We start from the raw sequence: 26,842 nt of genomic DNA, 5'->3' as shown, positions 1-26,842 counted from the left end.
AACCGGGAGGGGATTATGGGCGATCCCGCTCAGAAAGGGAATTGACCTGCGGCAAAAAATCGGCGTAAAACGCAATCGTTTACCTCCCTGTCTATTTCTTATGCGCTTTTTCGCATTTTAATTGCGGATAAATCATTTAGTGGAATAACCGCGCGATGTCACACTCCTGAAAATTGTTATGAATGTTAGATAAAAGCAAACAATTAGTTATAAGGAGGAAGTATGCGCGTCATTACCCTGGCCGGCAGTCCACGATTCCCTTCGCGCTCCAGCGCCCTGCTGGAATATGCTCGTGAAAAGCTCAACGCCCTCGACGTGGAAGTGTGCCACTGGAATCTGCATAACTTCGAACCTGAAGATTTGCTGTATGCCCGCTTCGACAGCCCCGCGCTGAAAACCCTCATTGAGCAGCTCAAGGAAGCGGACGGCCTCATCGTTGCGACCCCGATTTATAAAGCCTCATTTTCGGGCGCGCTGAAAACCCTGCTCGATCTTCTCCCCGAGCGCGCACTGGACGGCAAAGTGGTTCTGCCGCTGGCAACGGGCGGTACGGTTGCCCATTTACTGGCGGTGGATTATGCCCTGAAGCCGGTGCTGAACGCCCTGAAGGCTCAGGAGATCCTCCACGGGGTTTTCGCGGATGATTCACAGGTCATTGACTACCAGCATAAGCCGCACTTTACGCCGAATCTGCAAACCCGCCTTGATGCTGCGCTGGAAACCTTCTGGCACGCGCTGCATCGCCGGGATATCCAGGTTCCTTCTTTTAATCCGCCGCAGGGAGTCGCACATGTTTAAAACCTTAACCTACCTCGGACTGGCTGGCCTGATGGCGTTTACCGCGCTGGCGCAGGCTGCAGAAACCGCACCGGACAGCTTACGCATTGGCTATCAGAAAGGCAGCGTCAGCATGGTGCTGGCAAAAAGCCACCAGCTGCTGGAAAAACGCTTCCCGGACACCAAATTTTCCTGGGTAGAGTTCCCGGCAGGGCCACAGATGCTTGAAGCGCTGAACGTCGGCAGTATCGATCTGGGCAGCACGGGCGATATCCCGCCTATTTTTGCTCAGGCTGCCGGGGCAGACCTGGTATATGTCGGCGTAGAACCCGCTAAACCGAAAGCCGAAGTCATTCTGGTACCTGAAAACAGTGAGATTAAAAGCGTCGCAGACCTTAAAGGGCATAAGGTCGCTTTCCAGAAAGGTTCCAGCTCGCACAACCTGCTGCTGCGCGCCTTACAGGAAGCCGGGCTCAAGTTCACGGACATTCAGCCCGTTTACCTGACGCCTGCCGACGCGCGCGCCGCGTTCCAGCAGAAGAACGTTGATGCCTGGGCTATCTGGGATCCGTACTACTCCGCAGTCTTACTGCAAGGGGGCGTTCGGGTGCTGAAAGACGGCACTACGCTGAAACAGACCGGCTCGTTCTACCTCGCCGCGCGCCCTTACGCGGAAAAGAACGGTGCATTTATTCAGGGCGTACTGGATACCTTTACCCAGGCCGATGCGCTGACCCAGACCCAGCGTCAGGCGAGCATTGCCCTGCTGGCGAAGACCATGGGCTTGCCTGAACCGGTGATCGCGAGCTATCTCAACCACCGTCCGCCCACCACCATTGCGCCCGTGGATGCACACGTCGCCGCGCTTCAGCAACAAACCGCTGACCTCTTCTATCAAAACCGCCTGGTGCCAAAACAGGTCGATATCCGCGAACGCATCTGGCAGCCCGCAGGCAAAGAAGGAGCTAAATCATGAGTCTGAATCTTTTCTGGTTTTTACCCACCCACGGCGATGGACACTATCTTGGCACAGAAGAGGGCTCGCGCCCGGTTGACCATGCCTACCTGCAGCAGATTGCGCAGGCGGCGGACCGAATCGGTTTTACCGGCGTGCTGATCCCGACCGGACGCTCGTGCGAGGATGCCTGGCTGGTGGCTGCGTCGATGATCCCGGTCACCCAGCGCCTTAAATTCCTGGTTGCATTGCGCCCGAGCGTCGTTTCACCCACCGTGGCGGCGCGTCAGGCGGCAACGCTGGACAGACTCTCCAACGGCCGCGCCCTGTTTAACCTGGTGACGGGCAGCGATCCGCAGGAGCTGGCGGGCGACGGCGTGTTCCTCGACCATACCGAACGCTATGAAGCCTCCGCCGAGTTTACCCACGTCTGGCGGCGCCTGCTGGAAGGAGAGACCGTCACCTTCGAAGGCAAGCATATTCACGTTCGCGACGCGAAGCTCTACTTCCCGCCGGTGCAGCAGCCGCGCCCTCCGCTCTATTTTGGCGGATCGTCGGATGTGGCACAGGATCTTGCCGCCGAGCAGGTCGATCTCTATCTGACCTGGGGCGAGCCGCCCGAGCTGGTGAAAGAGAAAATTGCCCAGGTCCGCGCCAAAGCCGCCGCCCATGGCCGCAGGGTACGCTTTGGGATTCGCCTGCACGTGATTGTGCGTGAAACCAATGAAGAAGCCTGGCAGGCGGCAGACCGTCTGATCTCCCACCTGGACGATGAGACCATCGCAAAGGCGCAGGCTGCGTTTGCCAAAACCGATTCCGTCGGGCAGCACCGCATGGCCTCTCTGCACAACGGCAAGCGCGAGAATCTGGAAATCAGCCCGAACCTGTGGGCGGGCGTCGGTCTGGTACGCGGCGGCGCGGGCACGGCGCTGGTGGGCGACGGGCCAACCGTGGCCGCGCGGATTAATGAATACGCTGACCTGGGCATCGACAGCTTTATCCTCTCCGGCTATCCGCACCTGGAAGAGGCCTACAAGGTGGGCGAGCTGTTATTCCCACATCTGGACGTCGCCATTCCAGAAATTCCGCAGCCGCAGCGGCTCCAGCTGCAGGGCGAAGCGGTGGCAAACGAGTTTATTCCACGTAAAGCCGCACAAAGCTAAGGAGTGACCATGTCTGCCACTTCACAAAAATGGCTGCTGCGCGCCGCACCGTGGTTTTTGCCCGTCGGCATCGTGGCTCTCTGGCAGCTCGCGTCGTCCACCGGCTGGCTGTCGAGCCGCATTCTGCCCTCTCCCGAGGGCGTTATCGAAGCGTTCTGGTCGCTGAGCGTCAGCGGCGAGCTGTGGCAGCATCTGGCGATCAGCTCCTGGCGCGCCGTGATTGGGTTTTCCATCGGCGGCAGCATCGGTCTGGTTCTGGGCTTGATTAGCGGCCTTTCCCGCTGGGGCGAGCGGCTGCTGGATACCTCCATTCAGATGCTGCGCAACGTGCCGCATCTGGCGCTGATCCCGCTGGTGATTTTATGGTTTGGGATTGATGAAAGCGCCAAGATCTTCCTCGTGGCGCTGGGCACGCTGTTCCCGATCTACATCAACACCTGGCACGGCATCCGCAATATCGATCGTGGTCTGGTGGAGATGGCACGAAGCTACGGCTTGTCGGGTTTTTCTCTCTTTACTCACGTGATCCTGCCGGGCGCCCTGCCCTCCATCATGGTCGGGGTGCGCTTTGCGCTCGGCCTGATGTGGCTGACCCTGATTGTGGCGGAAACTATATCGGCCAACTCCGGCATCGGGTATCTGGCGATGAACGCACGCGAATTCCTGCAAACGGACGTGGTGGTGGTTGCCATTATTCTTTATGCCCTGCTCGGCAAACTCGCTGACGTTAGCGCCCAGTGGCTGGAGCGCAGCTGGCTGCGCTGGAACCCGGCCTACACCCTTCAGGAGGCGAAAGCATGAATACTGCACGACTAAATCAGGGCACGCCGCTGCTGCTGAACGGCGTAACCAAACGCTACGGCGAAAACACCATTCTCAACGGGCTGGATCTGCATATTCCCGCCGGGCAATTTGTGGCCGTTGTCGGGCGAAGCGGCGGTGGGAAGAGTACGCTGCTACGTCTTCTGGCCGGACTGGAAGCCCCCAACGGCGGCGACATTCTGGCGGGAACAACGCCGCTGGCCAATATTCAGGATGATACCCGCATGATGTTTCAGGACGCGCGCCTGCTGCCGTGGAAAACGGTGATTGATAACGTCGGGCTGGGGCTCAAAGGAAACTGGCGGGAGGAAGCCCGTCGGGCGTTGGCCGCCGTCGGGCTGGAAAACCGCGCAGGTGAATGGCCTGCGGCCCTCTCGGGAGGACAAAAGCAGCGCGTGGCGCTGGCGCGGGCATTGATTCACCGTCCCGGCCTGCTGCTGCTTGACGAGCCGCTCGGTGCGCTGGACGCCCTGACGCGGATCGAAATGCAGGATTTGATTGAATCGCTCTGGCAGGCGCACGGATTTACGGTGCTGCTGGTGACGCATGACGTGAGCGAAGCCGTGGCGATGGCTGACCGGGTGCTGTTAATAGAGGATGGGAAAATAGGTCTTGATCTGACAGTGGATCTTCCGCGGCCTCGTCGCGTGGGCTCAGCAAGACTGGCGGAGCTGGAAGCGGAGGTGTTGGATCGGGTGATGAAGCGCGGGGGTACGGAGTTAGAACGAGCTAAGGCTAATGCCTGATGCCCTCGCCCCGGCCCTCTCCCACGGGGAGAGGGGGAAAAACAAATTTAGGCCCCGTAAACGTAACGCCCCCCGGCACTTTTTCGTATTAAGCTAAGGCCTTAGCAATCTTCTCGTACAGATCGCCAGACAGGTTCTCCAGCCCTTTCAGCTGCTCAAGCGCGGCTCGCATCTTCGCCTGACGCTTCGCGTCGTAGCGTTTCAGACGAATTAGCGGCTCAATCAGGCGGGACGCCACCTGCGGGTTACGGCTGTTCAGCTCGGTCAGCATTTCTACCATAAACTGATAGCCGCTGCCGTCTTCGGCGTGGAACGCGGCCGGGTTGCTGCTGGCAAATGCACCAATCAGCGAGCGCACACGGTTCGGGTTGCTCATGGTGAACGAACGGTGCTTCAGCAGGCTGCGGACCTTGCTGAGGGCATCCGCCGCCGGGCTGGTCGCCTGCAGGATGAACCACTTGTCCATCACCAGGCCATCCTGGTGCCACCTGTCGTCGTACTCCTGCATCAGCGCATCACGGCACGGCAGTTCGGCGGCAACGCTTGCCGACAGCGCGGCCAGCGCATCCGTCATGTTATCCGCTTCGTGATACTGCTTGCTCACCAGCGTGTTCGCCAGCTCTGCCTCGCCAAACGCAAGATAGCGCAGGCAGGTATTGCGCAGAGAACGTTTACCGATGTCCGCATGTTCCACGCGATACGCGTCAAGCTTGTTGGCGTTGTAGAGCGCCAGGAACTCATCCGCCAGTTCGGTCGCCAGCGTGCGGGTCAGCGCTTCACGCACGGCCACGATGGCAATCGGGTCAATGATGTCAAACAGCTCCGCAATTTCCGTCGCAGACGGCAGGGTCAGAATTTCAGCCGCCAGCGCCGGATCAATCTTCTCATCCAGCAGGATGGCGCGGAACGCGTCTGCCACATGCACCGGCAGCGTCAGCGGCTGGCCCTGCTGGTAGCGGTTCACGTTGAGCTTGATATAGGTTGCCAGCAGGCTTTGCGCGGCGTCCCAGCGGGAGAAATCGTTGCGCGCGTGACGCATCAGGAACGTCAGCTGCTGGTCGCTCCACTTGTACTCCAGCTTCACCGGCGCGGAGAATTCGCACAGCAGCGCAGGCACCGGCTGGAAGTAGACGTTGTCGAAGATAAAGGTCTGCTCTGCCTGAGTCACGTTCAGCACGTGGTGCACCGGGTGGCCGCCCTTCTGCAGCGGGATGACGTTGCCTTCATTGTCGTACAGCTCAATGCTGAACGGAATGTGCAGCGGATATTTCTCTTCCTGCTCAGCGGTTGGCGGCGTGCGCTGGCTGATGGTCAGAGTGTACTGCTCGGTTTCCGGATTGTAGTCGTCCTTAACGGTGACAATTGGGGTCCCGGCCTGGCTGTACCAGCGGCGGAAGTGAGAGAGATCAACATTGGACGCATCTTCCATCGCCTGCACAAAGTCATCGCAGGTGGCCGCGCTGCCGTCGTGGCGCTCGAAATAGAGCTGCATCCCTTTCTGGAAGTTCTCCTCACCCAGCAGGGTGTGGATCATGCGGATAATTTCAGCACCCTTCTCGTACACCGTCAGGGTGTAGAAGTTGTTCATCTCGATGACTTTGTCCGGACGGATTGGGTGCGCCATTGGGCTGGCATCTTCCGCAAACTGCAGGCCGCGCATGGTACGCACGTTGTTGATGCGGTTGACCGCCCGCGAGCCGAGATCGGAGCTGAACTCCTGGTCACGGAAGACGGTCAGGCCCTCTTTCAGGCTCAGCTGGAACCAGTCGCGGCAGGTGACGCGGTTACCGGTCCAGTTGTGGAAATATTCGTGGCCGATCACGCGCTCGATATCGAGGTAGTCTTTATCGGTGGCGGTATCCGTACGTGCCAGCACGTACTTGGAGTTAAAGACGTTAAGGCCTTTGTTCTCCATTGCGCCCATGTTGAAGAAGTCGACGGCGACGATCATATAGATGTCGAGGTCATATTCGAGACCAAAGCGCTCTTCGTCCCACTTCATGGAGTTGATGAGCGAGGTCATCGCCCACGGCGCGCGGTCGAGGTTGCCGCGGTCAACGAACAGCTCCAGCGCCACTTCACGGCCAGAGCGGGTTTTAAAGGTATCGCGCAGCACGTCGAAATCACCGGCCACCAGCGCAAACAGGTAGCATGGTTTCGGGAATGGATCCTGCCACTGCACCCAGTGACGGCCATTTTCCAGCTCACCCTCACCGACGCGGTTGCCGTTGGAGAGCAGGAACGGGTAGAGCGTTTTATCGGCAATGATTTTCGTCGTAAAACGCGCCAGCACATCCGGGCGGTCCAGATACCAGGTAATGTGGCGGAAACCTTCTGCTTCACACTGGGTACACAGGGCCACGCCTGACTGGTAAAGCCCTTCCAGCGCCGTGTTGGCGGCAGGGCTGATTTCATTCACGATGCGCAGCGTAAAGCGTTCCGGCAGGTTGTCGATGACCAGCTGGTTGCCTTCTTCTTTATAGTCTGACCAGGGTTCATCATTAATATGCAGGGAGACCAGCGTCAGATCTTCGCCATCCAGACGCAGCGGTACGGCAGTCGCGCTGTGGCGCATCACCTGGCTTATCGCTGTCACAACGGTTTTTGCGGCATCCAGGTCAAAAGTCAGATCGATATCGCTAATCAGGTATTCCGGCGCGCGGTAGTCGTGGCGGTATTTGGCTTGTGGCTGTTGTGTCATAGAAAACCTTATGCATCGTTTGTCGAGTAACGTTTCAATATATTCCTGTTGCGCAAAACGCGCTATGCAGAATGTTCATCTTTTCAGGCAGAAACACCTTTTTCGCTACATTTGTATAACACGGGGCACGAAATGCGCTCGACCATAAAGTGTGCTTATGTTGTGATCGGGGTTCAATAAATCACTAAACAAGGTATACTCCGGAGTTGTTTATTGTACTAAACGCTCCCGTGAGAGGATGCTACAGCGCACCTATGACTCAATTCGCTTCTCCGGTTCTGCATACGTTGCTGGATACCGACGCGTATAAACTGCATATGCAGCAAGCCGTTTTCCACCATTACTATGACGTTCACGTCGCGGCGGAATTCCGCTGCCGTGGTGACGACTTGCTCGGTATCTACGCAGACTCCATTCGTGAACAGGTCGATGCGATGCAGCATCTGACGCTGCAGGACGATGAATACCAGTGGCTTTCTGGCCTGCCTTTCTTCAAAGCGGACTATCTGAACTGGCTGCGCGACTTCCGCTATAAGCCTGAACAGGTCACCGTGACCAACGAAAACGGCAAGCTGGATATTCGTCTTGAAGGTCCGTGGCGGGAAGTGATCATGTGGGAAGTGCCGCTTCTCGCCGTTATCAGCGAGCTGGCCCACCGCTACCGTTCGCCTGAAACCGGCGTCGAACAGGCGGTCGCCTCGCTGGAAAACAAACTTGCAGCATTCTCTACCCTGACCGAAGGGCTGGATATGTCCCGCTTCCGCCTGATGGATTTCGGCACCCGTCGCCGCTTCTCTCGCGAGGTTCAGCAGGCTATCGTTGAACGTCTGCAGCAGGAGCCGTGGTTCGTGGGCACCAGTAACTACGATCTGGCGCGTCGCCTCAACCTGACGCCAATGGGCACCCAGGCACACGAGTGGTTCCAGGCACATCAGCAAATTAGCCCTGACCTGGCTAACAGCCAGCGTGCGGCGCTGGCCGCCTGGCTTGAAGAGTACCCGGATCAACTCGGGATCGCCCTGACCGACTGCATTACGATGGATGCCTTCCTGCGCGACTTTGGTCCCGAGTTCGCTGAACGTTACCAGGGGTTACGCCACGACTCCGGGGATCCGGTTGAATGGGGCGAAAAGGCGATTGCCCATTATCAAAAACTCGGTATTGACCCGATGAGCAAGGTGCTGGTCTTCTCCGATAATCTCGACCTGGCGAAAGCCGTAGAACTGTATCGTCATTTCAATGCCAGAATTAATCTGGGCTTCGGGATCGGTACCCGGTTGACCTGCGACATTCCTCAGGTAAAACCTCTGAATATCGTTATAAAGCTGGTGGAATGTAACGGCAAGCCGGTGGCAAAGCTCTCCGACAGCCCGGGTAAAACCATCTGCCATGACAAAGCGTTTGTCCGCGCATTGCGCAAAGCGTTCGATCTCCCTCAGATCAAAAAAGCCAGTTAAGCGCTTACGGGAGCCTTCAGGGCTCCCTTCCCTTATTTATTTCTCAATTCTTCTCTTTTGACTGCGAAATTTACTTGTCTGATAGCGGATGGCAGGTAACATAGATATCCCCCCATAAGGGTGGACAAGTGTTTATTTTTTCCGACTATTAACAGAGAGAATATTATGAGCGTTGTGCCTGTAGCCGACGTACTCCAGGGCCGTGTCGCCGTTGACCAGGAGGTCACCGTGCGCGGATGGGTGCGTACTCGCCGAGATTCTAAAGCTGGCATCTCCTTCCTTGCCGTCTATGACGGTTCCTGCTTTGATCCTGTACAGGCCGTCATTAATAATTCTCTGCCCAATTACAATGATGACGTTCTGCGCCTGACGACGGGCTGTTCCGTTATCGTCACCGGTGTGGTTGTGGCATCCCCGGGTCAGGGACAGAGCTTCGAGATCCAGGCCTCTGCCATTGAAGTGACCGGCTGGGTTGAAGATCCGGACACCTATCCGATGGCGGCAAAACGTCACAGCATTGAATACCTGCGTGAAGTGGCGCACCTGCGTCCGCGTACCAACCTGATTGGTGCGGTGGCCCGCGTGCGTCATACGCTGGCCCAGGCGCTGCATCGCTTCTTCGATGAGCAGGGTTATTTCTGGGTGTCTACCCCGCTGATCACCGCATCCGATACGGAAGGTGCAGGCGAAATGTTCCGCGTCTCGACGCTGGACATGGAAAACCTGCCGCGCACGCCGGAAGGTAAAGTGGACTATGACAAAGACTTCTTTGGTAAAGAAGCCTTCCTGACGGTATCCGGCCAGCTCAACGGCGAAACCTACGCCTGTGCGCTGTCTAAGATCTACACCTTCGGCCCAACCTTCCGCGCCGAAAACTCCAACACCAGCCGCCACCTGGCGGAGTTCTGGATGCTGGAGCCGGAAGTGGCGTTTGCCGATCTGAATGACGTTGCAGGTCTCGCAGAAGCGATGCTGAAGTACGTATTCAAAGCGGTTCTGGAAGAGCGTCCTGACGACATGAAATTCTTCGCAGAGCGCGTAGACAGCGATGCGGTGGCGCGTCTGGAGCGTTTCGTCTCCGCCGACTTTGCGCAGGTGGACTATACCGACGCGGTAGCGATCCTTGAAAAATGCGGTGAGAAGTTCGAGAACCCGGTTTACTGGGGCGTCGATCTGGCGTCTGAGCACGAACGCTATCTCGCCGAGAAACATTTCAAAGCGCCGGTTGTCGTTAAAAACTACCCGAAAGACATTAAGGCCTTCTATATGCGTCTTAACGAAGACGGGAAAACCGTGGCAGCGATGGACGTACTGGCGCCGGGCATCGGTGAAATCATCGGTGGTTCTCAGCGTGAAGAACGTCTGGACGTGCTTGACGCGCGCATGGAAGAGATGGGTCTCAACCCTGCGGACTACAGCTGGTATCGCGATCTGCGCCGTTATGGCACCGTTCCGCACGCAGGGTTCGGTCTGGGCTTCGAGCGTCTGATCGCCTACGTAACCGGTGTTCAGAACGTGCGTGACGTGATTCCGTTCCCGCGTACTCCGCGCAACGCCAGCTTCTAAGTAACACAACAGACAATGGCCAGCATTTGCTGGCCATTATTTTATTCTGCCTTGTCAGTTTTTGTCAGCGTAAAGTCAGCGTTTATAAACCACCACCCCGTCACAACCACTACCTGTTACGTTTTGTTTCCGCGAAATATCCAGCCACAAAAAATAAACCTCAGTCTTATTGCGATTATTACAGCCTGAAGTAATAGCACAAATTTCAACCAATTTTTCAGCCATCCAGAAGTCTTTCTATGGTCATAAGAAAAAACGAGTCGTTTAACATTCGTTTATAGGAATTGCCTTTATTCAAATTAAACATAAGGAATTCATATATATAGGAAAGGTGCTGTTGCTTAGTTCGCCAGGCCGCTCTGAAATTTGAGATGGTTCACAAAGTTCCTAAAAATACATATTTAGTTACACATATTTTCTTTCTGTAACTCAATCTTGAGAATTGTAGCACTTTCAGGCTAGCGAAACGCTTCGGTGAATGGAAAGATGCCTGTCAGATACATAAAGACACCTAACTCTCATCAATAGTTCCGGAAATATTTATTGACAGAATTTATTGACGGCAGTGGCGAGTGTCATAAAAAAACCAATGAGGGTAATAAATAATGATGAAGCGCAATATTCTGGCAGTGGTAATCCCTGCCCTGCTGGTAGCCGGTGCAGCTAACGCTGCAGAAATCTATAACAAGAACGGCAACAAACTGGATCTGTACGGAAAAATTAACGCTGAGCGTGATTTCGTTACCAACGGCGATAATACCAACAACGCAGACTCCACCTACGCGCAGATCGGTTTCAAAGGCGAAACTCAGATCAACGACCAACTGACCGGTTATGGCCAGTGGGAATACCGTGCACTGGCCAGCTCAGCTGAAAGTGAGCAGTCTTCAAACAACTCTACCCGTACTCGTCTGGCTTTCGCGGGTCTGAAAATGGCTGACGCTGGCAGCATCGACTATGGCCGTAACTACGGCATCGTATACGATGTTGAGTCTTACACCGACATGGCGCCAACCTGGTCCGGCGAAACCTGGGGCGGTGGTTATGTTGATAACTACATGACCAGCCGTTCTACTGGCCTGCTGACCTACCGTAACAGCGATTTCTTCGGTCTGGTTGATGGTCTGAGCTTCGGTATCCAGTACCAGGCTAAAAACGAGCGTGCTGATCTGCGTCGTGCCAACGGCGACGGTGTTGGTTACTCTGTGGGTTACGACTTCGGCGGTGGCTTTGGTCTGACCGGCGCATACAGTAATGCTAACCGTACTCTCGACCAGAAAGCTGATGGCAAAGGCGACAAAGCTGAAGCATGGGCAATCGGTGGTAAATACGATGCTAACAGCCTGTATCTGGCAGCTGTGTACGCAGAAACTCGCAACATGAGCATCCTGGGTAACAGCACCGGTTCCAATACTCCGGATGCTAATGGTGACGTGTTCAACGTAGCGAACAAAACCCAGAACTTCGAAGTTATCGCTCAGTACCAGTTCGATTTCGGCCTGCGTCCATCCCTGTCCTACGTGCAGAGTAAAGGTAAAAACCTGAACACCGTAGCCGGCGGCGATGCAGATCTGGCTAAATACGTTGAAGTAGGCGCAACTTACTACTTCAATAAAAACTTCAACGTGTCTGCTGACTACCGTATCAACCTGATCGACGAAGATCAGGCCAAGCGCACTGGCGGCGGCTGGGTTGGTACCGACGACCAACTGGGTCTGGCTGCAGTTTACCAGTTCTAATCAGAACACCACTTTGTTATATGCATAATGAACAGGGCTTCGGCCCTGTTTTTTTATGCCTGACAGAAAATAATGGCGACTTTTGAAAAGCCGCACGCTTTTCGTCGCAAACGGTTGGCATTTTGTAAATCTACCGTTAACCTGATAGCGGATTTCACTTCTGTAATCACAATGGAACTTCGTCATGTTTGAGAACATTACCGCCGCTCCTGCCGACCCTATTCTGGGCCTGGCCGATCTGTTTCGTGCCGACGACCGCCCTGGCAAAATCAACCTGGGAATTGGTGTATATAAAGATGAAACCGGCAAAACTCCGGTACTGACCAGCGTTAAGAAAGCTGAGCAGTATCTGCTGGAAAATGAAACCACCAAAAACTACCTCGGTATTGATGGTATCCCTGAATTTGGTCGCTGCACCCAGGAGCTGCTGTTCGGTAAAGGCAGCGCAATTGTGAGTGACAAACGTGCGCGCACGGCGCAGACCCCTGGCGGTACCGGCGCGCTGCGCGTTGCGGCGGATTTCCTTGCGAAAAACACCTCTGTTAAGCGCGTATGGGTGAGCAACCCAAGCTGGCCGAACCACAAGAGCGTCTTTAACTCTGCGGGCCTGGAAGTGCGGGAATATGCTTACTACGACGCGGCGAACCACGCTCTGGACTTTGACGGCCTGCTGGCAAGCCTGAGCGAAGCGCAGGCGGGTGACGTGGTGCTGTTCCACGGCTGCTGCCACAACCCGACCGGTATCGATCCAACGCTTGAGCAGTGGGAACACCTGGCGAAGCTCTCCGTTGAGAAAGGCTGGCTGCCGCTGTTTGACTTTGCTTACCAGGGCTTCGCCCGCGGTCTGGAAGAAGATGCCGAAGGCCTGCGCGCGTTCGCAGCCGTGCATCAGGAGCTGATCGTTGCAAGCTCCTACTCCAAGAACTTTGGTCTGTACAATGAGCGTGTAGGTGCCTGTACGCTGGTTGCGGCTAACGATGAAACCGCCGATCGCGCCTTCAGCCAGATGAAATCCGTTATCCGCGCTAACTACTCTAACCCGCCGGCACACGGTGCGTCTGTTGTTGCGACCATTCTGAGCAACGATGCGCTGCGCGCGATCTGGGAACAAGAGCTGAACGATATGCGTCAGCGTATCCAGCGCATGCGCCTGCTGTTTGTGAACACCCTGGCTGAGAAAGGCGCAGACCGCGACTTCAGCTTCATCATCAAACAGAACGGCATGTTCTCGTTCAGCGGCCTGACTAAAGAGCAGGTTCTTCGTCTGCGCGAAGAGTTCGGCGTATACGCCGTAGCCTCTGGCCGCGTGAACGTTGCAGGCATGACCCCTGACAACATGGCGCCACTGTGCGAAGCGATTGTCGCCGTCCTGTAATAGCGCCCACAAAAAAGCCTGCGTTAAGCAGGCTTTTTTTTATGCTGGTTACCAGACAGGCATTTCATCCTGAAGGAACGGGTTATGGAGCCGTTCATAGCCCAGCGTCGACATCGGACCGTGTCCTGCGATAAACGTTACGTCATCACCCAGCGGCAATAACTTCTGTTTGATCGACTGAATCAGCTGCCCGTGATCGCCACGCGGAAAATCGCTGCGTCCTACGCCACCTTTGAAAATCACATCGCCGGATATCAGCAGACGGGACTGGTCGTCAAAGAAGACGATATGGCCTGGCGTATGCCCAGGACAATGCAACACCTGTAAAGTCACATTCCCTACGTTAACGCGCTCTCCTTCGTTTAGCCAACGATCGGGCGTCAAAGGCAGACACTCATCAAGGCCAAACATGCGGCTTTGGGCGGGTAACCCCTGCAGCCAGAACTCATCCTCTTTTTCCGGGCCGATAATCGGCACACCGTAATATTTAGCCAGTTCAGCCGCTGCACCCACATGGTCGAGGTGACCATGCGTCAGTAAAATCTGCATCAGCGTCACGCCGCTGTCGGCAACTTCCTGCTTGATTTTCTCAGCGTCACCGCCGGGATCGACAAGCGCGGCCAGTTTGGTTTGTTCGCACCAGATTAATGAACAGTTCTGGGAGAACGCGGTAACCGGAATAATACGATAGTTCATACTGCTCCTGTGTTTCGTTATTACCAGTGCCGAACCGGCCCGGTATCAATATGCACAAAGTTGCTACGTGGGTAATATCCTACACCACCAGCGCGCATAGATAACGCGGCTTTGCGAATATTGGCTAACGAAACGCCTTCAATATGGAAATCCATTGCCTGTCCCTTCGTGTGGTAGCTTTTTTTCGCTACCCCACGGCTATGGGCGCGCAGTTCATTATTGGTATCAATCGAGCGATAACCAGAAATAAGCTGCACCGGCTTGCTGGTGCCCAGCAGGCCCTGAAGGCGGAAAAGCTGATCAAACAGTCCAGGGTCGATGGCTTTTACTTTATTCGCGCGGAAATCACGGAAAAAATGGTTGAGTCTTGCTAATTCATCCTGAATATAGCCTCTGCCATCGAAAAACTCCGCTTTTAGCGACTCACCGGTGTGAAGATTGCTGAGCGTTAAAACGCGCGGACGAGGTGTCGAGAGGGTGGCAAATGCTGGCGTCGGTAAGATGGCCGCTGCGCCAAGCGCAACACCACCTAACGCCAGCAGCTTGCGGCGATTAGCGTCAAATTTGTCCATGATAATCAGGTCTACAGGTCAAAGAAATCGTAATATGCTTAGCGCACGAAGGGCACCTTAACTGGCAAAACGGGGTACGTCAAGGCGCCCAACCCCAGTGAATACGCGGCTTACAGCGATATTGGCCCCGATTCACCATAACTTACGACAATCATTTTTCCCGAACTGCTTCATTTACCTGATTAATTGTTCCGCTTTTGGCAAAATTTGTGCGCCGGATCGCGCGGTGAGATCATAATTGTAAATATCTGTACGGTACTGAGTGCGCCCGTCTTCGCCCACAAACGCCGTCAGATAGTAAAGATTGACCGGAATGTTGTGGCGAATATTCACGTAGCGCGTATCCCCTTGCTTCAGGGCGTCAGAAATACGCGTATCGTTCCAGCCCGCATCCTGCAACAGCATGTTGGCCAGCTCCGAAGCTTTATTCACGCGCACGCAGCCTGAACTCAGTGCCCGGGTATCTTTCTGGAACAGATTGTGGTTCGGCGTATCGTGCAGATAGATAGCATCTGAACTCGGCATGTTGAATTTATAGCGTCCAAGCGAGTTATGTGCGCCAGGTGCTTGCTGGAAGCGGAACGGCAGGTTAGATGGCGTGATCGTCGACCAGTCGACCATATAAGGATCGATCGCCTCTTTACTGTTCCAGCCACGCATTACCGTATAGCCATGACGTTCCAGATAACCCGGATCGTTCCAGACCTTAGGCAGAATGTCCTTACGCGCCAGCGTCGGCGGTACGTTCCACGGCGGGTTAACCACCACGTTATTTAACGCGCTACTCATCATCGGCGTTTTACGATCAGGACGCCCGACAATCACGCGCGAGGCCAGCTTCTCGCTACCATCCTGATAATAGACCAGGGAATAGGCCGGGATGTTAACCATAATGCCGGTTGACAGCGTGCCCGGCAGCAGGCGCAAACGCTGAATATTGAGCGCCAGCACCCCTGCCCGCTGCGCAGGCGATACGTTAAGCCAGTCACGCGTTGACGGGCCAATGACGCCATCGGCTCCTAGCCCCTGAGCGGCCTGGAACTGTTTAACCGCGGCGACCAGTTCGCGATCATAGGCCGCGGGCTTATTACTCAGGGTAGTGGCCTTGCTCTCTTTCACGGGCGCTGACGGGCTGACCACCGCGCTTTGCGGATCGTCGCCCGGCAAGGCAATCGTCGGCCCGCCATCAAGAATACCGGAGCGTTTCAGGATCTCGCGCAGGGCAGGCACATCGCTGCTCCACTGACCCGGCCGCAGCGTTGCGGTCCCCCGCATTTGCGGCCATGGCCGCGAGTCCCCCACCAGCGCGAGGAGCGACTGGTGCATGGTGGCATACTGCGGATGCGCCGGCGCGAGGCTGGCAATGAAGCGCGGCAGGTCGCCGTTATCCAGCGCTAATTGCCACTGGTTAATCACCGACAGGGCTGGCGTCGCCAGCTTATAGGGCTTATCGCTGTACAGCCAGCGGTTGCCGTTAACCGGAATACCCGCCACAAACTGCAGGTAGCCCATCATGGCATCGGAAAGGACCACATCCCGCGCCTGACCGGTGACGGCAGGATCGGTTAACAGTTCAACCCACTTCGTAAACTGCGGCTGAAAGCCCGCAATCGCCACTTCCGCCAACTGCTGCTGGAAGGCGCGCACGGCTTCACGGTTTTCCCACATGGGTTTCATATCGCGGGCAGCATAAAGCAGCGTGAGCTGATTGATATAGGCGGGCGTGTAGCCTGACGGCAGCCCCGTCTGGAGCTGCTGGCTGAGCGATTCGACGTCGATGCCTTCCGGCAACGGCTTAATCCCGCCCATGATGGCCGTTGCCGGAGACTGTTCCAGCGGCTGAGACAATGACGTCGGCTGCGCGCCTGTCGCTGCGGAGCTGTCAGTCGGCACAATTTCAGGCTCGTCGGCCTGGGCGGTTAACAGTGGAGCAAACATCACTGCCAGGCATAAACTCAGCGCTGACAGCTGACGACCACATTCTTTCTTTAGCAACATCCCTTGCCCCCTGTTTTCACGACATGCCCATCACGGTGGGGCTTTCTTTTATTATAGGTAGACGACAACTCTGCTGCCTTACCTTATGTAAAGAAGTTTAAAGATAACGCAGCCCTGAGCACAAGTTAAGTGAATAAAAAAAGCGGCGCTTCTGCGCCGCTCTTTGTAACAAAACGCCTCAGGACGCGTCTGCCGTGGTTTCCGGCAGTGACTCCGGCGGCTGCGGCGCAAAGCCACGCAGCCCGACAACGTGCACGTGTTCGCTGTTCTGGAACACTTTACGCACCAGTTTATAGGTGGTGCCTTTTTCAGGGCTGATGTTTTCCGGTGCCGCAATGATGAGCTGCATATCGAGACGTTCGCAAAGCTCGAACAGCGTGGCAATAGAGCGGGCATCGAGACGCGCCGCTTCATCCAGGAACAGCAGTCGGCATGGGGAGATATCTTTCCCGCGCAGACGACGTGCTTCATCTTCCCAGCTCTGCACCACCATCACCAGAATTGACATCCCGGTACCGATCGCTTCACCGGTAGAGAGCGCCCCGGATTCCGCACGCAGCCAGCCATCTGAGCCACGGTTAACCTCAACTTCCATTTCCAGGTAGTTACGGTAGTCCAGAAGCTCTTCACCGATGGTTTGCGGCGTACGCTGGCCCATATCAATCTGCGGATTCAGGCGCTGATACAGCTTCGCCAGCGCTTCGGAGAAGGTCAGACGGTTGCTGTTGAACAGATCCTGATGCTGCTCGTGCTGCTCAGAGAGCACTTCCAGCAGCGTCGCGTGGGCTTCACGGACGTTGACGTTAAGACGCACGCTGTTGACCTGACCAAACGAGACGCTCTGCAGCCCCTGGTTCAGCTGGCGGATACGGTTCTGCTCGCGCTGAATGGTTTTGCGAATGATGTTCGCCACGCTGCGGGAGCTGATCGCCAGCTTCTGCTCGCGGGAGGTCAGCTCTTCCGTCAGACGCCCCAGCTCAATTTCCATCTGTTCGATGGCTTCGACCGGATCGTCGGTACGGATGATGTCCTGACGAATACGCTCGCGCAGGTGCTGATAAACGGCCACGAAGAACTGAATTTTACGTTCTGGACGTTTCGGATCCTCTGACATGCGCAATACATCGCGCAGATGTTCGTTATCCGCCACCGCCAGACGCAGCGCACCCAGCGCCTTATCCGACATCGAACGCAGCTCATCGGCAGAGAGGTATGCCAGCTCGCGACGGTGCAGGCGACGTTCAACGTTGTTGTCTTTCACCATGCGCATCACGGCGCACCAGCCCGCTTTCGCCGTCACGACCTGCTCACGCATTTCGTGATAGTCGCGCTCCAGCTTGCGCAGGCGACGGGTCAGGTTATCCATTTCCGCTTCGCAGAAGGTGAGCGCTTTCTCCAGCTGATTACGACGCGCACGGTTATTGCTGAGCTGGCTATGCAGCTCGTCACGACGAATGCGCGCACGCTCTTCCGCCCCGCTGTCGGCACGGACGCCAATGTCCTGCAGCTCTTTCTGCAGGTCGTTTAACAGCTCTTTCTTGGTGTCGAAGGAGCTTTTCAGCGAGGCCAGCACCTGGTTGTACTGATTCAGCTGCGCCGAGTGGCTGCGCATCGCTTCGCGAGCGCGGGTACGTTCCGCTTCCGCCTGCTCAAGGCGTTGACGCAGTTTTTCATTCAGGTCGCTGTTACCGCTCAGCATTTCAGCCGAATCGGAGTAGCCGAAGTGGGCCCGACGCTGCACCACTTCCGTCAGAGCAAACGCCTGCTGGCGCGCCTCGCGCTGCACCTGCTGCGACCAGGCATAATCTTCTTTTAACTGCTCGAACTGTTCCGGGTCGCTTTGCAGTACAGACACCACGGGCTCCAGCTTCGCCAGCTGGTTGCCGTGCTGCTGCACGAAACGCGCTGCTTCCTGGGCTTCATCCAGACGCTCCTGGATCTCATCCACGCGGTCGGCCAGCGTATCATCCGCCAGCAGGTTGAGGCGCGGCAGGATGCGGTTAAGGGCAGCGACGCCCTCTTTCGCCTGTTCAAACTGGACGCGGCTCTGCTGGTTGTCACTTTCATGACTGGTAATCGCGCGCTCCAGCTCGCCACGGCGGGTATTGAGCTTGCGGATTTCCGCTTCCGGGTCGGCTTCAAACGCCACGGCGAGATGGCTTCCGATAAAGCGGCTGAACGCCTGGTGCAGACGCTGGGTTTTCTGCACGTCAAACGACAGGGTCGCAAAACGTTCAGACAGCGTTTCACGCTCGGCGTGCAGGCTCTCGATGCGGCTTTCGCGCGCGGCGCGACCAAACAGCGGCAGCTCGGGGAAGCGGGAGTAACGCCACTGGCGATCGGCAATTTTCACCACCACCGCTTTTTCCAGCTCGTCAACGCTGAAGACGCTGTCATCGAACGACTGCGGATCCCCTTCGATCAGATAGAGATCTTCCGGACAATCCTCAAGCCCTGCCAGCTGCTCAGAAATCAGCGACAGATCCGGCACCACGATTGCGTTGCGGGATGGACCGTACAGCGCGGAGAAATACGGCGCATCGTCCAGGCCAACGTCATCGTAAATCTCAGACAGCAGTACGCCGCCAAAACGCTCGGCCAGGGTATTCAGACGCGGATCTTCTGACCCGCCCGGCTGGCTTAAGCGCTCGATTTCTTCATCCACGTCACGCTTGCGCGCGCCCACTTCGTCACGCTCAACGATGGCTTCGCGCTCGCGCTCCAGCAGCTGCTGCAGGTATTCGGTCACCTGCTGGCTGGATTCAAACTCCTCGCCACACTGTTCGCTGAGCTGGTTCAGGCTGCTTTGCGCTGCCAGCCAGACCGGCGCACGCTCCAGAAGCGTCTTCGAACGAGACTGAAGCTGTTCCAGCTCCTGACGCAGCGTCATACGCTGTTCGCTGGCGTTTGATACGGTATCAGACAGGGCCGCAATACGTGCTTCCAGCTCCTGATGCAGTGCCTCAAGCTCGTCGAAATCGTATTGTTTGCCCTGGCGCTTGCAGAACTCAGCGAGCAAACGCTCGGCTTCCTGCTGCTCGCGCAGGCGCTGTTCCAGTTCGTTCAGGCGCATACGCAGCGGCTGCACCTGCTCGGCCAGATGGCGCTGGTTCACGCCGTCGCGCAGCAGTTCACGGGCTACGTCCCAGGCTTCATTACGCGCCAGCGGGCCGTTAATCGCGACCACCAGCTGATAAGCCTGCTCAAACTGGCTGTGCGCCGTTTGCGCGACGCTCATTTTCTGTTCAAGCGAGAGCAGTTTCTCGGTGGCTTCCTGCTCTTTGGCCTGGAAGGTATCCAGCCACTCGTCGGCGCTGTCCGGCGTCAGGTCTGGCAGATGGCACAGCTCTTTCGCACGCTGTAGCGCCTGCAGCGCCTGGTTGTACTGAATCGCACGCGTCTGCTGCACGTCCAGCGCCTGCTGGTAATCTGCAAGCTGGCTTTTCAGCTCGTCCACTTCCAGCTCGGCAGCTTCGGCGCGGGCTTCGTTCTCTTCCTGCATCTCGGCGGCTTCGGCCACCACTTCATTTTGCTCTTCGAGACGAATCTGCAGCTCATCGAGATCCGCTTCGTAGCGCTCGATCTTTTCCTGCTGGCGCAGCGCGGTCTGCACCAGGTTCAGGTGATCGCTGGCAGCCTGGTAATCGGCTTCCAGATCGCCTTCGGCACCGTTGTGCTCGCCCAGCTCGCGCGCCATCTCGACGTGCTTGTACTGCTCGGCCACCAGCTGTTTACGGGAGGTAAACAGTTCGCGGCGGTATTCTAACGCCTGGTCGAGATGGACGCGGCGCTCGTTGGCGTGACGCATATAGTCCGCCGCCACGTAGTTAGTGGCTTCGCTGATCAGGTGTTTAAACAGGTCGCGGTCAGACTGGGTAACGCGAATCGCTTCCAGCGTCATGCGGTTTTCACGCAGCGCCGCTTCCATATCCTGGAAGGCCTTACGCACGCCGCTGTTTTCCGGCAGCAGGTAGTCTCGTAGGGAGCGGGTAATGGCGCTGGAGATACCGCCGTACAGGGAGGCTTCGATCAGACGGTAGTATTTGCTACGGTCTGATGCGGTGCGCAGACGGCGCGCCACCACGCCCAGATCGAACATCAGGGAGTGATAGTCGGTAATCGAGTTGAATTGCTTGAACTGCACGCCTTCAATAGCTTCGAGCTTGTCCTTCAGCTCCTGCAGCGTCAACACGCGCGCCTGGCGTTCGTTCAGGGTTTCCGTGAGCAGCGCGGTCGGCTGCACGGAGGTTGGCAGCCCCTGGATGGCAAACGGTTTGATATCCACTTTACGGTCGCGACCGGCGACCTGCTGCAGGCGCACGCCCACCACCACGCGCTGGTGACGCGAGTTAATGACGTCCAGCACGGAATAACAGACGCCCGCTTTCAGCTTACCGTGCAGCCCCTTATCGCGGGAGCCGCTTGTCGCACCCGCTTCGGTGGTGTTACGGAAGTGAAGTAGCGTCAGATCGGGGATCAGCGCCGTAACAAACGCCGCCATGGTGGTGGATTTCCCCGCCCCGTTACCGCCGGAGAGCGTCGTGACCAGCTCATCCAGATCGAACGTTCGGGCAAAGAAGCCGTTCCAGTTAATCAGCGTCAGTGAGCGAAATTTACCGCGTTCAATCATTACTCTTCCTCCCCGCTATCCGGCAGATTCTCTTCATGCTCGTCGTTGAGCTGCAAATGGTTTTCCACCGGCATCGCTTCACCGTCGCGGATCATGCGAAGCTGCGCTTCACGCGCGTCATCGCCCGCACGCACGTCGGCGCCGAAGCGGAAGACCGATTCCGTAATGCGGAATTTGCTGCTGTCGTGGCCCATAAACCAGACCATCCCCAGACGGCGCAGACGGTTCAGGGAAGAGCGAACCTTTTCCTGTAATTTCTGACGATCGAGATCCGACCCCGTGGAGCGGTTGTTCACCAGCTTGAGCAGCTTGCTCTCATCCGCCAGCGTCAGCAGCTCGTCGTAAAGTTCCTGCTGGGTGAAGATCCCTTCATTCGCCAGACGTTCCGGGCTGAGATAGAGATAGCAAAGAATTTTGCCGACCATCATGTCCAGCTCGGAGAGAACAGAGCGCGGGATCAGGGTCGTGGAGCGCGGGCGCAGGTAGAAAAAGCCTTCCGGCGCGCGGATAAGCTCCACGTTATAGCGGGCGTAAAACTCCTCCAGGTACTCCTGGAAGTCCATCAAAAAGGCGTGATTATCCAGCTCGTCCAGGCCAATGTGACGACCGGCACGCAGCTGGCTGTCCAGCGCCGGAAATAACGGATTCGCCAGCGCCTGTGCCAGCTTAACTGGCATCACTTGTTCAATATTTGTCAATGACATGCGCCTGTACCTTGGCTCCGTAATCGTTAATTGGCTGCCACTTCGGCGGCAGTCCGGTGAAATCTGCTTGCGCGATACCCAGGCGCACCGCCTGGTCTACCACAATGCGGGCAACGTCGAAATGGCGCGCGCGAGGATATTGCGCCAGATAGTCGCGCACCACGAGTCCAAGATCCAGCGGCGCTTGTCTGGTTTTGTAGACAGCGAGCTGTTCTTCGATCATGGCCGCAAGCTGCTCGCGAATTTCGTTGAATTCTTCGTATTCCAGATCCGGCGGCAATTCACCGGTCACCTCTTCATCGCGCAATGCCATCTCTTCGTCGCGCATATCCAGCAGACGATCGGCATTGGCATAGGTCAGCGCCCACGGCGCATCAAAGTAGGTCTGTACCGACTGACGCAGACGCTGGGCAAAGACGCGATTTTTATCCATATCAATCGCGGTACGGATAAATTTATGCACGTGGCGGTCATAGCCGATCCACAGATCGATCGACTGCTGGCCCCAGCTGATAATGCGGTCGAGTTTACTCTGCAGATCGAACACCAGACGGTCAATAAAATGCAGATCGTCGTGCGCCAGGGTCGCGTCCTGGATGCGCAGCAGGTTGGCCTGCAGCTTGTCCCCTGCGGCCTCCAGCGTATCCTGCAGTTCACGCAGCGTACCAGAGGTTTCTGACAGCAAAAGTTCACAGCTGGAGATGGCCGCTCGCCAGTCTTTATTCAGCAGCTGCGCGATATCGTCTTTCACCTGCTGCTGCTGTTCGTCCATCAGGCGCTGGGTGAGATCGATACTGTCGAAAATCTCGGCCACCGAGTATTTCAGCGGCGCGTAAACGTTGCGATGCCAGTGGAATTCGTCACCGTTTTCATCCGCCGCATCGGCGGCGCGCTTAAGCTCACCGGCCACGATCGAGAGCTGCATGGAAAGACGCAGCGTGGAAAATTCGCGCTGGCGAATATAGTAATCGGTGATGCCGATGCCCAGCGGCGTCAGGCGATAGATGGCGTTTCCTTCCGCCTGCTCGCTGGTAAAGCGGTTCAGCAGACGTTGACGCACCATATCGTTGATCGCGTTGTTGGCACGCACGCTAATGGTTTCGCTGGTTTGCTCAAACGCATCACTGACGTGGCGGAACGCATCCACCAGTTCACCCTCGCTCATTTCACCGTCCAGCCGCTCGCCGTTCAACGTGGCAACCGCCAGCAGGAAAGAGAGTCTGTCTACCGGCAGCGAGATGGAGAAATCGTTTTTCCTGGCCCAGGCAACCAGTTCGGGGACTGTCTGGGAAAATTCACTCATAGGTTATCCTTGCATCTGCGGCTTGTGCGCGGTGACGTGAATATAGCGGCCAAGGCTGACAAAAGGCTCCTGGCGGCAATACCGCGTTTCTAATTCTGTTAAGGTGTCAAAACAGTCACGCTGTTTGTGTTTTTCACGCAGATAATCATGAAACACCCTGACGCCCGTCTTCCCGACGATCTGCCAGCCAATCTCTTCCAGCCAGCCGTAAACCTGCTGCGGATCGCGCGGATAGTCCGGGGAAAGCGTGCGTTTTTTCTTTTTGGGCATCCCGACCTGAACATAGTCGAAGTTTCCTGCCACCATATTGTGCATCAGGAAGCCGTTAGCATTGTAGAACATCAGCGACAGCGTGCCGCCCGGGCGCAACATCGACCACAGGGTTTGTAACACGCTTAGCGGATCGGCTACCCACTCCAGCACCGCATGAAACAATATCAGATCAACCTGGGTTTCCAAATGCTGTGCGATGTCCTGAGCGGCGCATTGTATAAAATGCATGTTGTCGCTCACACCTTTCTCTTCTGCGGCACGCGTCGCGCGGGCGACCATTTCAGCAGAAAGATCGCAAAGCGTGACGTGATGACCGAGCCCGGCCATTTTTATCGCCGTCTGCCCTTCACCGCCTCCGGCGTCCAGCACGCGCAACGTTTGGCCGCCAAAGGTAGCCAGAATGGTGTCCAGATCCTGCCAGAGGATCGTCTGACGGAGCTGCCCTTTCGTGGTGCCATAAATGTTGCGCGAAAACTTTTCCGCGATGTCATCAAAATTGCGATCCCGCATTGGGAGAGTTCCACTCGCTAACTGCAAAACCGCTATTTTGTCACACCCGCGCGGAGAATGAACCTCTCTGGTGTAATATCACGGGTAATCACCTGCTATATGGTCAAAAAAGGAACCAAAAAGGATGCTTTTTACCCTTAAGAAATACGTTGGAGGGATGATGCTTCCCCTTCCGCTGCTACTCATCATCATTGCGCTGGGGCTGGCGCTGGTGTGGTTTAGTCGCTTTCAGAAAAGTGGCAAAACGCTTATCACGTTCGGCTGGCTTGTCCTGCTGCTGCTGAGCCTGCAACCGGTGGCGGATGGCCTGTTACGTCCCATCGAAGCTAAGTACCCAACGTGGCAGGGAAACCAGAAAGTTGAATACATCGTGGTGCTGGGCGGCGGATATACATGGGATCCTGACTGGGCCCCCAGCTCGAACCTGATTAACAACAGCCTGCCGCGGCTAAACGAGGGCATTCGCCTCTGGCTGGCGAATCCGGGATCAAAAATGATCTTCACCGGCGCGGCGGCAAAAACGAACCCGGTGAGTACGGCGGAAGCGGGTGCCAGAATCGCGGAATCGCTCGGCGTCCCGCGTTCCTCGATTATCACCCTGGACAGCCCAAAGGATACCGAGGAAGAGGCCGCTGCGGTGAAGCAGGCGATTGGCGATGTTCCGTTCTTACTGGTGACCTCCGCCTCGCACCTGCCAAGAGCGATGATCTTCTTCGAGAAACAAGGTCTGCACCCGCTTCCCGCACCGGCAAACCAGATGGCCATCAGCGCGCCGCTCAACCCATGGGAGCGGATTATTCCATCTCCGATGTGGCTGATGCATAGCGATCGCGTCGGCTACGAGACGCTCGGACGCCTCTGGCAGTGGCTGAAAGGATCGTCAGGCGAGCCAGGGCAGGAGTGACCTCGCCGCAAGATCGAAGTTGGCGCGATTGAAACGTCCGGTGTTGACCAGCTGCGCCACTTCGTCCCAGAGCAGGTAGAGCCAGCGTCGCCAGAGAAACGCCTCTGCAACGGGAGCGCGTTGAAGGTAGTGCCACAGTAACCCTTCCGCCGCCCCGCTGTCGCTGAGCCTGAACAGCTCATATTCGCGCGGCGCCCAGAGCATGATCCCCGGCCCCAACATTGCCAGAAGCTGATCGCTGCGGGAGTCCTTTAGCATGCTGCGCAGAGTAAAATTGCCGTGGATCAGAACGCAGTTGTCATTAAATCCTTCGAACAGCGCCGGCAAGCACTCGCGGGTACGAAACAGGATACGTTTGTCCTGCATGGTTAAACCGGTATTGTTGAACTGGTTAAGCGTCCCCCACAGCACTTCCACCCGCTGGCGATACCACAGCGGCCACAGGTTTTCCTGAGTGCTGTCGACCGGACCGACAAGCCCGCGGCTATCCTGACGGTGCCAGGCCAGCAGCGCCTCGACAATCTGGTCTTTCAGCTGCTCCCAGCGTTCCGGCGTGCGCGCGGGCGCTTCAACGGGCACGCCGCGCAAACGCTCAATCAGCAGTACGTCCGGACCGGGGTGTTCCTCATGCGTCATCACGCCGTACACGGTCGGCATACGGACGGTCCCCTCCCGCGCCAGCATCGACATTTTCCACGCAAGCTGCCTGGCAACGCCCGGCGAGGTGAAACTTCTGGCCATCAGCGGCATCGGGTTGCCCTGGCTGTCATACAACGACCAAAGCGCGGTATCGGCCTTTTCACTCACGCATTCGACCCGGCTTAACTTCTCACCCAGAAGATGGCTAAGTTCGGCACGCAGCTGTTCCATATGAGATTACCCCCATTAAGACTACTGCTTTTATAATGAGCGCACAGCGTGAAGATGTCACCCGGAAGAGATCAATTAGGGTAAAGAAAGGGGAATTAGCGGGGAGAGGACATCCCCCCGAAAGGAGGGATGCAGGCGGGATTAGCGCAGCTCGGCGCGGACGCGCTCAAGATCTTCCGGCGTATCAACACCCGTTCCCGGTACTTCGCGGGCAACGGCAACGTGGATTTTTTCGCCATACCAGAGGACGCGAAGCTGCTCCAACATTTCGATATGCTCCAGCGGGCTCGGCGCCCAGGCAACATAGCGACGAATAAAGCCGGCGCGATAGCCGTAGATCCCAATATGGCGCAGGAAGGAATCACCGATGGTCTCTTTTGATACCGCAAAGCGATCGCGATCCCAGGGGATCGTGGCGCGCGAGAAATAGAGCGCGTAGCCTTCGGCATCCATGACAACCTTCACCGCATTCGGATTGAATGCCTCTTCAGCGTGGTGAATGGGCACCGCGAGCGTCGCCATACCGACCTGGCGCTGCGCCAGATTCTCCGCCACCTGACGGATAATAACGGCCGGGATCATCGGCTCGTCGCCCTGCACGTTTACGATGACGGTATCGTCACTGAAACCACATTTCTCAACCACCTCAGCCAGACGCTCGGTGCCGGACTGGTGATCGGCGCGGGTCATGCACACCTCACCGCCTGCGGCTTCAACCGCGCGGGCGACATCAGGATGGTCGGTTGCAACGATAATGCGGTCGGCACCGGACTCACGCGCCCGCTCAAGGACATGCACAATCATCGGCTTGCCGTTGATATCCACCAGCGGTTTACCCGGCAGACGCGTTGAGGCATAACGCGCAGGAATAATGACGACAAAACTCATGGTTTGCTCTCTTCTGCCACCAGGGAACGGGCTTCGTTTTCCAGCAATACCGGAATGCCGTCACGCAGCGGGAAGGCCAGACTGTCCAGCTTGCAAATCAGCTCCTGTTTGTCCTGGCTGTAGTAGAGTTTGCCGTTGCATACCGGGCAGGCAATAATTTCAAGTAAACGGTGATCCATAGTTCCTCCGTATG

Annotated in this window: 21 protein-coding genes; 10 read left to right on the top strand and 11 right to left on the bottom strand. The window is 56.7% G+C overall.

Annotated features, from left to right (window positions below; all coding sequences use genetic code 11):
- The first annotated feature begins 222 nt into the window (after nucleotides 1–222).
- The 5 genes from ssuE to ssuB are packed head-to-tail and all read left to right on the top strand — an operon-like array spanning nucleotide 223 to nucleotide 4,463.
- Nucleotides 223–798, top strand: coding sequence for an NADPH-dependent FMN reductase (gene ssuE, locus URZ40_RS07560; RefSeq protein WP_116340916.1), 576 nt, complete (start codon nucleotides 223–225; stop codon nucleotides 796–798).
- Nucleotides 791–1,753: a sulfonate ABC transporter substrate-binding protein gene (locus URZ40_RS07555; protein ID WP_320720206.1), complete on the top strand. Its 963-nt coding sequence runs from the start codon at nucleotides 791–793 to the stop codon at nucleotides 1,751–1,753. Before ssuE ends, URZ40_RS07555 begins: the two co-directional genes overlap by 8 nt.
- Nucleotides 1,750–2,895, top strand: a complete 1,146-nt coding sequence (gene ssuD / locus URZ40_RS07550) for an FMNH2-dependent alkanesulfonate monooxygenase (protein WP_116340920.1) — start codon at nucleotides 1,750–1,752, stop codon at nucleotides 2,893–2,895. Before URZ40_RS07555 ends, ssuD begins: the two co-directional genes overlap by 4 nt.
- Before the next feature lie 9 nt (nucleotides 2,896–2,904).
- On the top strand, nucleotides 2,905–3,696 hold the full coding sequence (gene ssuC / locus URZ40_RS07545) for an aliphatic sulfonate ABC transporter permease SsuC (RefSeq protein ID WP_116340922.1): 792 nt from the start codon (nucleotides 2,905–2,907) through the stop codon (nucleotides 3,694–3,696).
- A complete protein-coding gene (gene ssuB, locus URZ40_RS07540) occupies nucleotides 3,693–4,463 on the top strand; it encodes an aliphatic sulfonates ABC transporter ATP-binding protein (protein ID WP_116340924.1) in 771 nt (256 codons plus the stop codon). The genes ssuC and ssuB overlap by 4 nt, the downstream gene beginning before the upstream one ends.
- 88 nt (nucleotides 4,464–4,551) lie before the next feature.
- On the opposite strand, the gene pepN is transcribed toward ssuB, so the two are convergent.
- Nucleotides 4,552–7,164, bottom strand: a complete 2,613-nt coding sequence (gene pepN, locus URZ40_RS07535) for an aminopeptidase N (RefSeq protein ID WP_320720204.1) — start codon at nucleotides 7,162–7,164, stop codon at nucleotides 4,552–4,554.
- A 254-nt stretch (nucleotides 7,165–7,418) separates the two neighbouring features.
- Between pepN and pncB the strand changes: the two genes are divergently transcribed.
- The 4 genes from pncB to URZ40_RS07515 all read left to right on the top strand — a co-directional run bounded on the left by pncB (nucleotide 7,419) and on the right by URZ40_RS07515 (nucleotide 13,301).
- Nucleotides 7,419–8,621: a nicotinate phosphoribosyltransferase gene (gene pncB / locus URZ40_RS07530; RefSeq protein WP_302218974.1), complete on the top strand. Its 1,203-nt coding sequence runs from the start codon at nucleotides 7,419–7,421 to the stop codon at nucleotides 8,619–8,621.
- A gap of 165 nt (nucleotides 8,622–8,786) precedes the next feature.
- The gene (asnS, locus tag URZ40_RS07525; RefSeq protein ID WP_048960458.1) at nucleotides 8,787–10,187 is read left to right on the top strand and encodes an asparagine--tRNA ligase; all 1,401 of its coding nucleotides are present in this window, start codon (nucleotides 8,787–8,789) and stop codon (nucleotides 10,185–10,187) included.
- A gap of 605 nt (nucleotides 10,188–10,792) precedes the next feature.
- Entirely contained in the window at nucleotides 10,793–11,926 is a 1,134-nt protein-coding gene (locus URZ40_RS07520; protein WP_302218973.1) for a porin, read from the top strand.
- 184 nt (nucleotides 11,927–12,110) lie between these two features.
- Nucleotides 12,111–13,301 carry an amino acid aminotransferase gene (locus tag URZ40_RS07515; protein ID WP_061098686.1) on the top strand — a complete coding sequence of 397 codons (1,191 nt, stop codon included), beginning with the start codon at nucleotides 12,111–12,113 and terminating at the stop codon, nucleotides 13,299–13,301.
- Between the two features lie 48 nt (nucleotides 13,302–13,349).
- On the opposite strand, the gene URZ40_RS07510 is transcribed toward URZ40_RS07515, so the two are convergent.
- From URZ40_RS07510 to cmoM, 7 genes are all read right to left on the bottom strand, one after another.
- On the bottom strand, nucleotides 13,350–13,997 hold the full coding sequence (locus tag URZ40_RS07510) for an MBL fold metallo-hydrolase (RefSeq protein WP_116340934.1): 648 nt from the start codon (nucleotides 13,995–13,997) through the stop codon (nucleotides 13,350–13,352).
- Between the two features lie 20 nt (nucleotides 13,998–14,017).
- Nucleotides 14,018–14,569 carry a YcbK family protein gene (locus URZ40_RS07505; RefSeq protein WP_028012580.1) on the bottom strand — a complete coding sequence of 184 codons (552 nt, stop codon included), beginning with the start codon at nucleotides 14,567–14,569 and terminating at the stop codon, nucleotides 14,018–14,020.
- A gap of 174 nt (nucleotides 14,570–14,743) precedes the next feature.
- Nucleotides 14,744–16,567, bottom strand: coding sequence for a L,D-transpeptidase (gene ldtD, locus URZ40_RS07500; protein WP_320720202.1), 1,824 nt, complete (start codon nucleotides 16,565–16,567; stop codon nucleotides 14,744–14,746).
- A gap of 178 nt (nucleotides 16,568–16,745) precedes the next feature.
- Nucleotides 16,746–21,197: a chromosome partition protein MukB gene (gene mukB, locus URZ40_RS07495; protein WP_166710647.1), complete on the bottom strand. Its 4,452-nt coding sequence runs from the start codon at nucleotides 21,195–21,197 to the stop codon at nucleotides 16,746–16,748.
- Nucleotides 21,197–21,901, bottom strand: coding sequence for a chromosome partition protein MukE (mukE, locus tag URZ40_RS07490; RefSeq protein WP_008499954.1), 705 nt, complete (start codon nucleotides 21,899–21,901; stop codon nucleotides 21,197–21,199). Before mukE ends, mukB begins: the two co-directional genes overlap by 1 nt.
- Nucleotides 21,882–23,204: a chromosome partition protein MukF gene (gene mukF / locus URZ40_RS07485; protein WP_041910621.1), complete on the bottom strand. Its 1,323-nt coding sequence runs from the start codon at nucleotides 23,202–23,204 to the stop codon at nucleotides 21,882–21,884. The genes mukE and mukF overlap by 20 nt, the downstream gene beginning before the upstream one ends.
- A 3-nt stretch (nucleotides 23,205–23,207) precedes the next feature.
- Entirely contained in the window at nucleotides 23,208–23,987 is a 780-nt protein-coding gene (gene cmoM, locus URZ40_RS07480; RefSeq protein ID WP_116340942.1) for a tRNA uridine 5-oxyacetic acid(34) methyltransferase CmoM, read from the bottom strand.
- A gap of 124 nt (nucleotides 23,988–24,111) precedes the next feature.
- Here cmoM and elyC point away from each other — a divergent pair, with 124 nt between their 5' ends.
- Nucleotides 24,112–24,891, top strand: a complete 780-nt coding sequence (elyC, locus tag URZ40_RS07475) for an envelope biogenesis factor ElyC (protein ID WP_116340944.1) — start codon at nucleotides 24,112–24,114, stop codon at nucleotides 24,889–24,891.
- On the opposite strand, the gene URZ40_RS07470 is transcribed toward elyC, so the two are convergent.
- From URZ40_RS07470 to ycaR, 3 genes are all read right to left on the bottom strand, one after another.
- A complete protein-coding gene (locus URZ40_RS07470) occupies nucleotides 24,868–25,761 on the bottom strand; it encodes a YcbJ family phosphotransferase (RefSeq protein ID WP_116340946.1) in 894 nt (297 codons plus the stop codon). The genes elyC and URZ40_RS07470 overlap by 24 nt on opposite strands.
- Nucleotides 25,762–25,902: 141 nt before the next feature.
- Nucleotides 25,903–26,649 (bottom strand): 3-deoxy-manno-octulosonate cytidylyltransferase, encoded by a 747-nt coding sequence (kdsB, locus tag URZ40_RS07465; RefSeq protein WP_116340948.1) that lies wholly within the window; start codon nucleotides 26,647–26,649, stop codon nucleotides 25,903–25,905.
- Nucleotides 26,646–26,828, bottom strand: coding sequence for a protein YcaR (gene ycaR / locus URZ40_RS07460; protein WP_006174474.1), 183 nt, complete (start codon nucleotides 26,826–26,828; stop codon nucleotides 26,646–26,648). Before ycaR ends, kdsB begins: the two co-directional genes overlap by 4 nt.
- Between the last annotated feature and the right edge of the window lie 14 nt (nucleotides 26,829–26,842).

Source organism: Enterobacter sp. 296B2 (genome assembly GCF_034106185.1).
GTDB lineage: Bacteria > Pseudomonadota > Gammaproteobacteria > Enterobacterales > Enterobacteriaceae > Enterobacter > Enterobacter cloacae_N.
Note: the sequence above shows the minus strand (reverse complement) of the source record. Positions and strands in the feature narration are given on the sequence as shown.

What these genes read in the sequence shown, in the direction of transcription:
- ssuE (WP_116340916.1), top strand. Translation starts at nt 223, where the DNA reads ATGCGCGTCATTACCCTGGCCGGCAGTCCACGATTCCCTTCGCGCTCC.
- URZ40_RS07555 (WP_320720206.1), top strand. Translation starts at nt 791, where the DNA reads ATGTTTAAAACCTTAACCTACCTCGGACTGGCTGGCCTGATGGCGTTT.
- ssuD (WP_116340920.1), top strand. Translation starts at nt 1,750, where the DNA reads ATGAGTCTGAATCTTTTCTGGTTTTTACCCACCCACGGCGATGGACAC.
- ssuC (WP_116340922.1), top strand. Translation starts at nt 2,905, where the DNA reads ATGTCTGCCACTTCACAAAAATGGCTGCTGCGCGCCGCACCGTGGTTT.
- ssuB (WP_116340924.1), top strand. Translation starts at nt 3,693, where the DNA reads ATGAATACTGCACGACTAAATCAGGGCACGCCGCTGCTGCTGAACGGC.
- pepN (WP_320720204.1), bottom strand. Translation starts at nt 7,164, where the DNA reads ATGACACAACAGCCACAAGCCAAATACCGCCACGACTACCGCGCGCCG.
- pncB (WP_302218974.1), top strand. Translation starts at nt 7,419, where the DNA reads ATGACTCAATTCGCTTCTCCGGTTCTGCATACGTTGCTGGATACCGAC.
- asnS (WP_048960458.1), top strand. Translation starts at nt 8,787, where the DNA reads ATGAGCGTTGTGCCTGTAGCCGACGTACTCCAGGGCCGTGTCGCCGTT.
- URZ40_RS07520 (WP_302218973.1), top strand. Translation starts at nt 10,793, where the DNA reads ATGATGAAGCGCAATATTCTGGCAGTGGTAATCCCTGCCCTGCTGGTA.
- URZ40_RS07515 (WP_061098686.1), top strand. Translation starts at nt 12,111, where the DNA reads ATGTTTGAGAACATTACCGCCGCTCCTGCCGACCCTATTCTGGGCCTG.
- URZ40_RS07510 (WP_116340934.1), bottom strand. Translation starts at nt 13,997, where the DNA reads ATGAACTATCGTATTATTCCGGTTACCGCGTTCTCCCAGAACTGTTCA.
- URZ40_RS07505 (WP_028012580.1), bottom strand. Translation starts at nt 14,569, where the DNA reads ATGGACAAATTTGACGCTAATCGCCGCAAGCTGCTGGCGTTAGGTGGT.
- ldtD (WP_320720202.1), bottom strand. Translation starts at nt 16,567, where the DNA reads ATGTTGCTAAAGAAAGAATGTGGTCGTCAGCTGTCAGCGCTGAGTTTA.
- mukB (WP_166710647.1), bottom strand. Translation starts at nt 21,197, where the DNA reads ATGATTGAACGCGGTAAATTTCGCTCACTGACGCTGATTAACTGGAAC.
- mukE (WP_008499954.1), bottom strand. Translation starts at nt 21,901, where the DNA reads ATGTCATTGACAAATATTGAACAAGTGATGCCAGTTAAGCTGGCACAG.
- mukF (WP_041910621.1), bottom strand. Translation starts at nt 23,204, where the DNA reads ATGAGTGAATTTTCCCAGACAGTCCCCGAACTGGTTGCCTGGGCCAGG.
- cmoM (WP_116340942.1), bottom strand. Translation starts at nt 23,987, where the DNA reads ATGCGGGATCGCAATTTTGATGACATCGCGGAAAAGTTTTCGCGCAAC.
- elyC (WP_116340944.1), top strand. Translation starts at nt 24,112, where the DNA reads ATGCTTTTTACCCTTAAGAAATACGTTGGAGGGATGATGCTTCCCCTT.
- URZ40_RS07470 (WP_116340946.1), bottom strand. Translation starts at nt 25,761, where the DNA reads ATGGAACAGCTGCGTGCCGAACTTAGCCATCTTCTGGGTGAGAAGTTA.
- kdsB (WP_116340948.1), bottom strand. Translation starts at nt 26,649, where the DNA reads ATGAGTTTTGTCGTCATTATTCCTGCGCGTTATGCCTCAACGCGTCTG.
- ycaR (WP_006174474.1), bottom strand. Translation starts at nt 26,828, where the DNA reads ATGGATCACCGTTTACTTGAAATTATTGCCTGCCCGGTATGCAACGGC.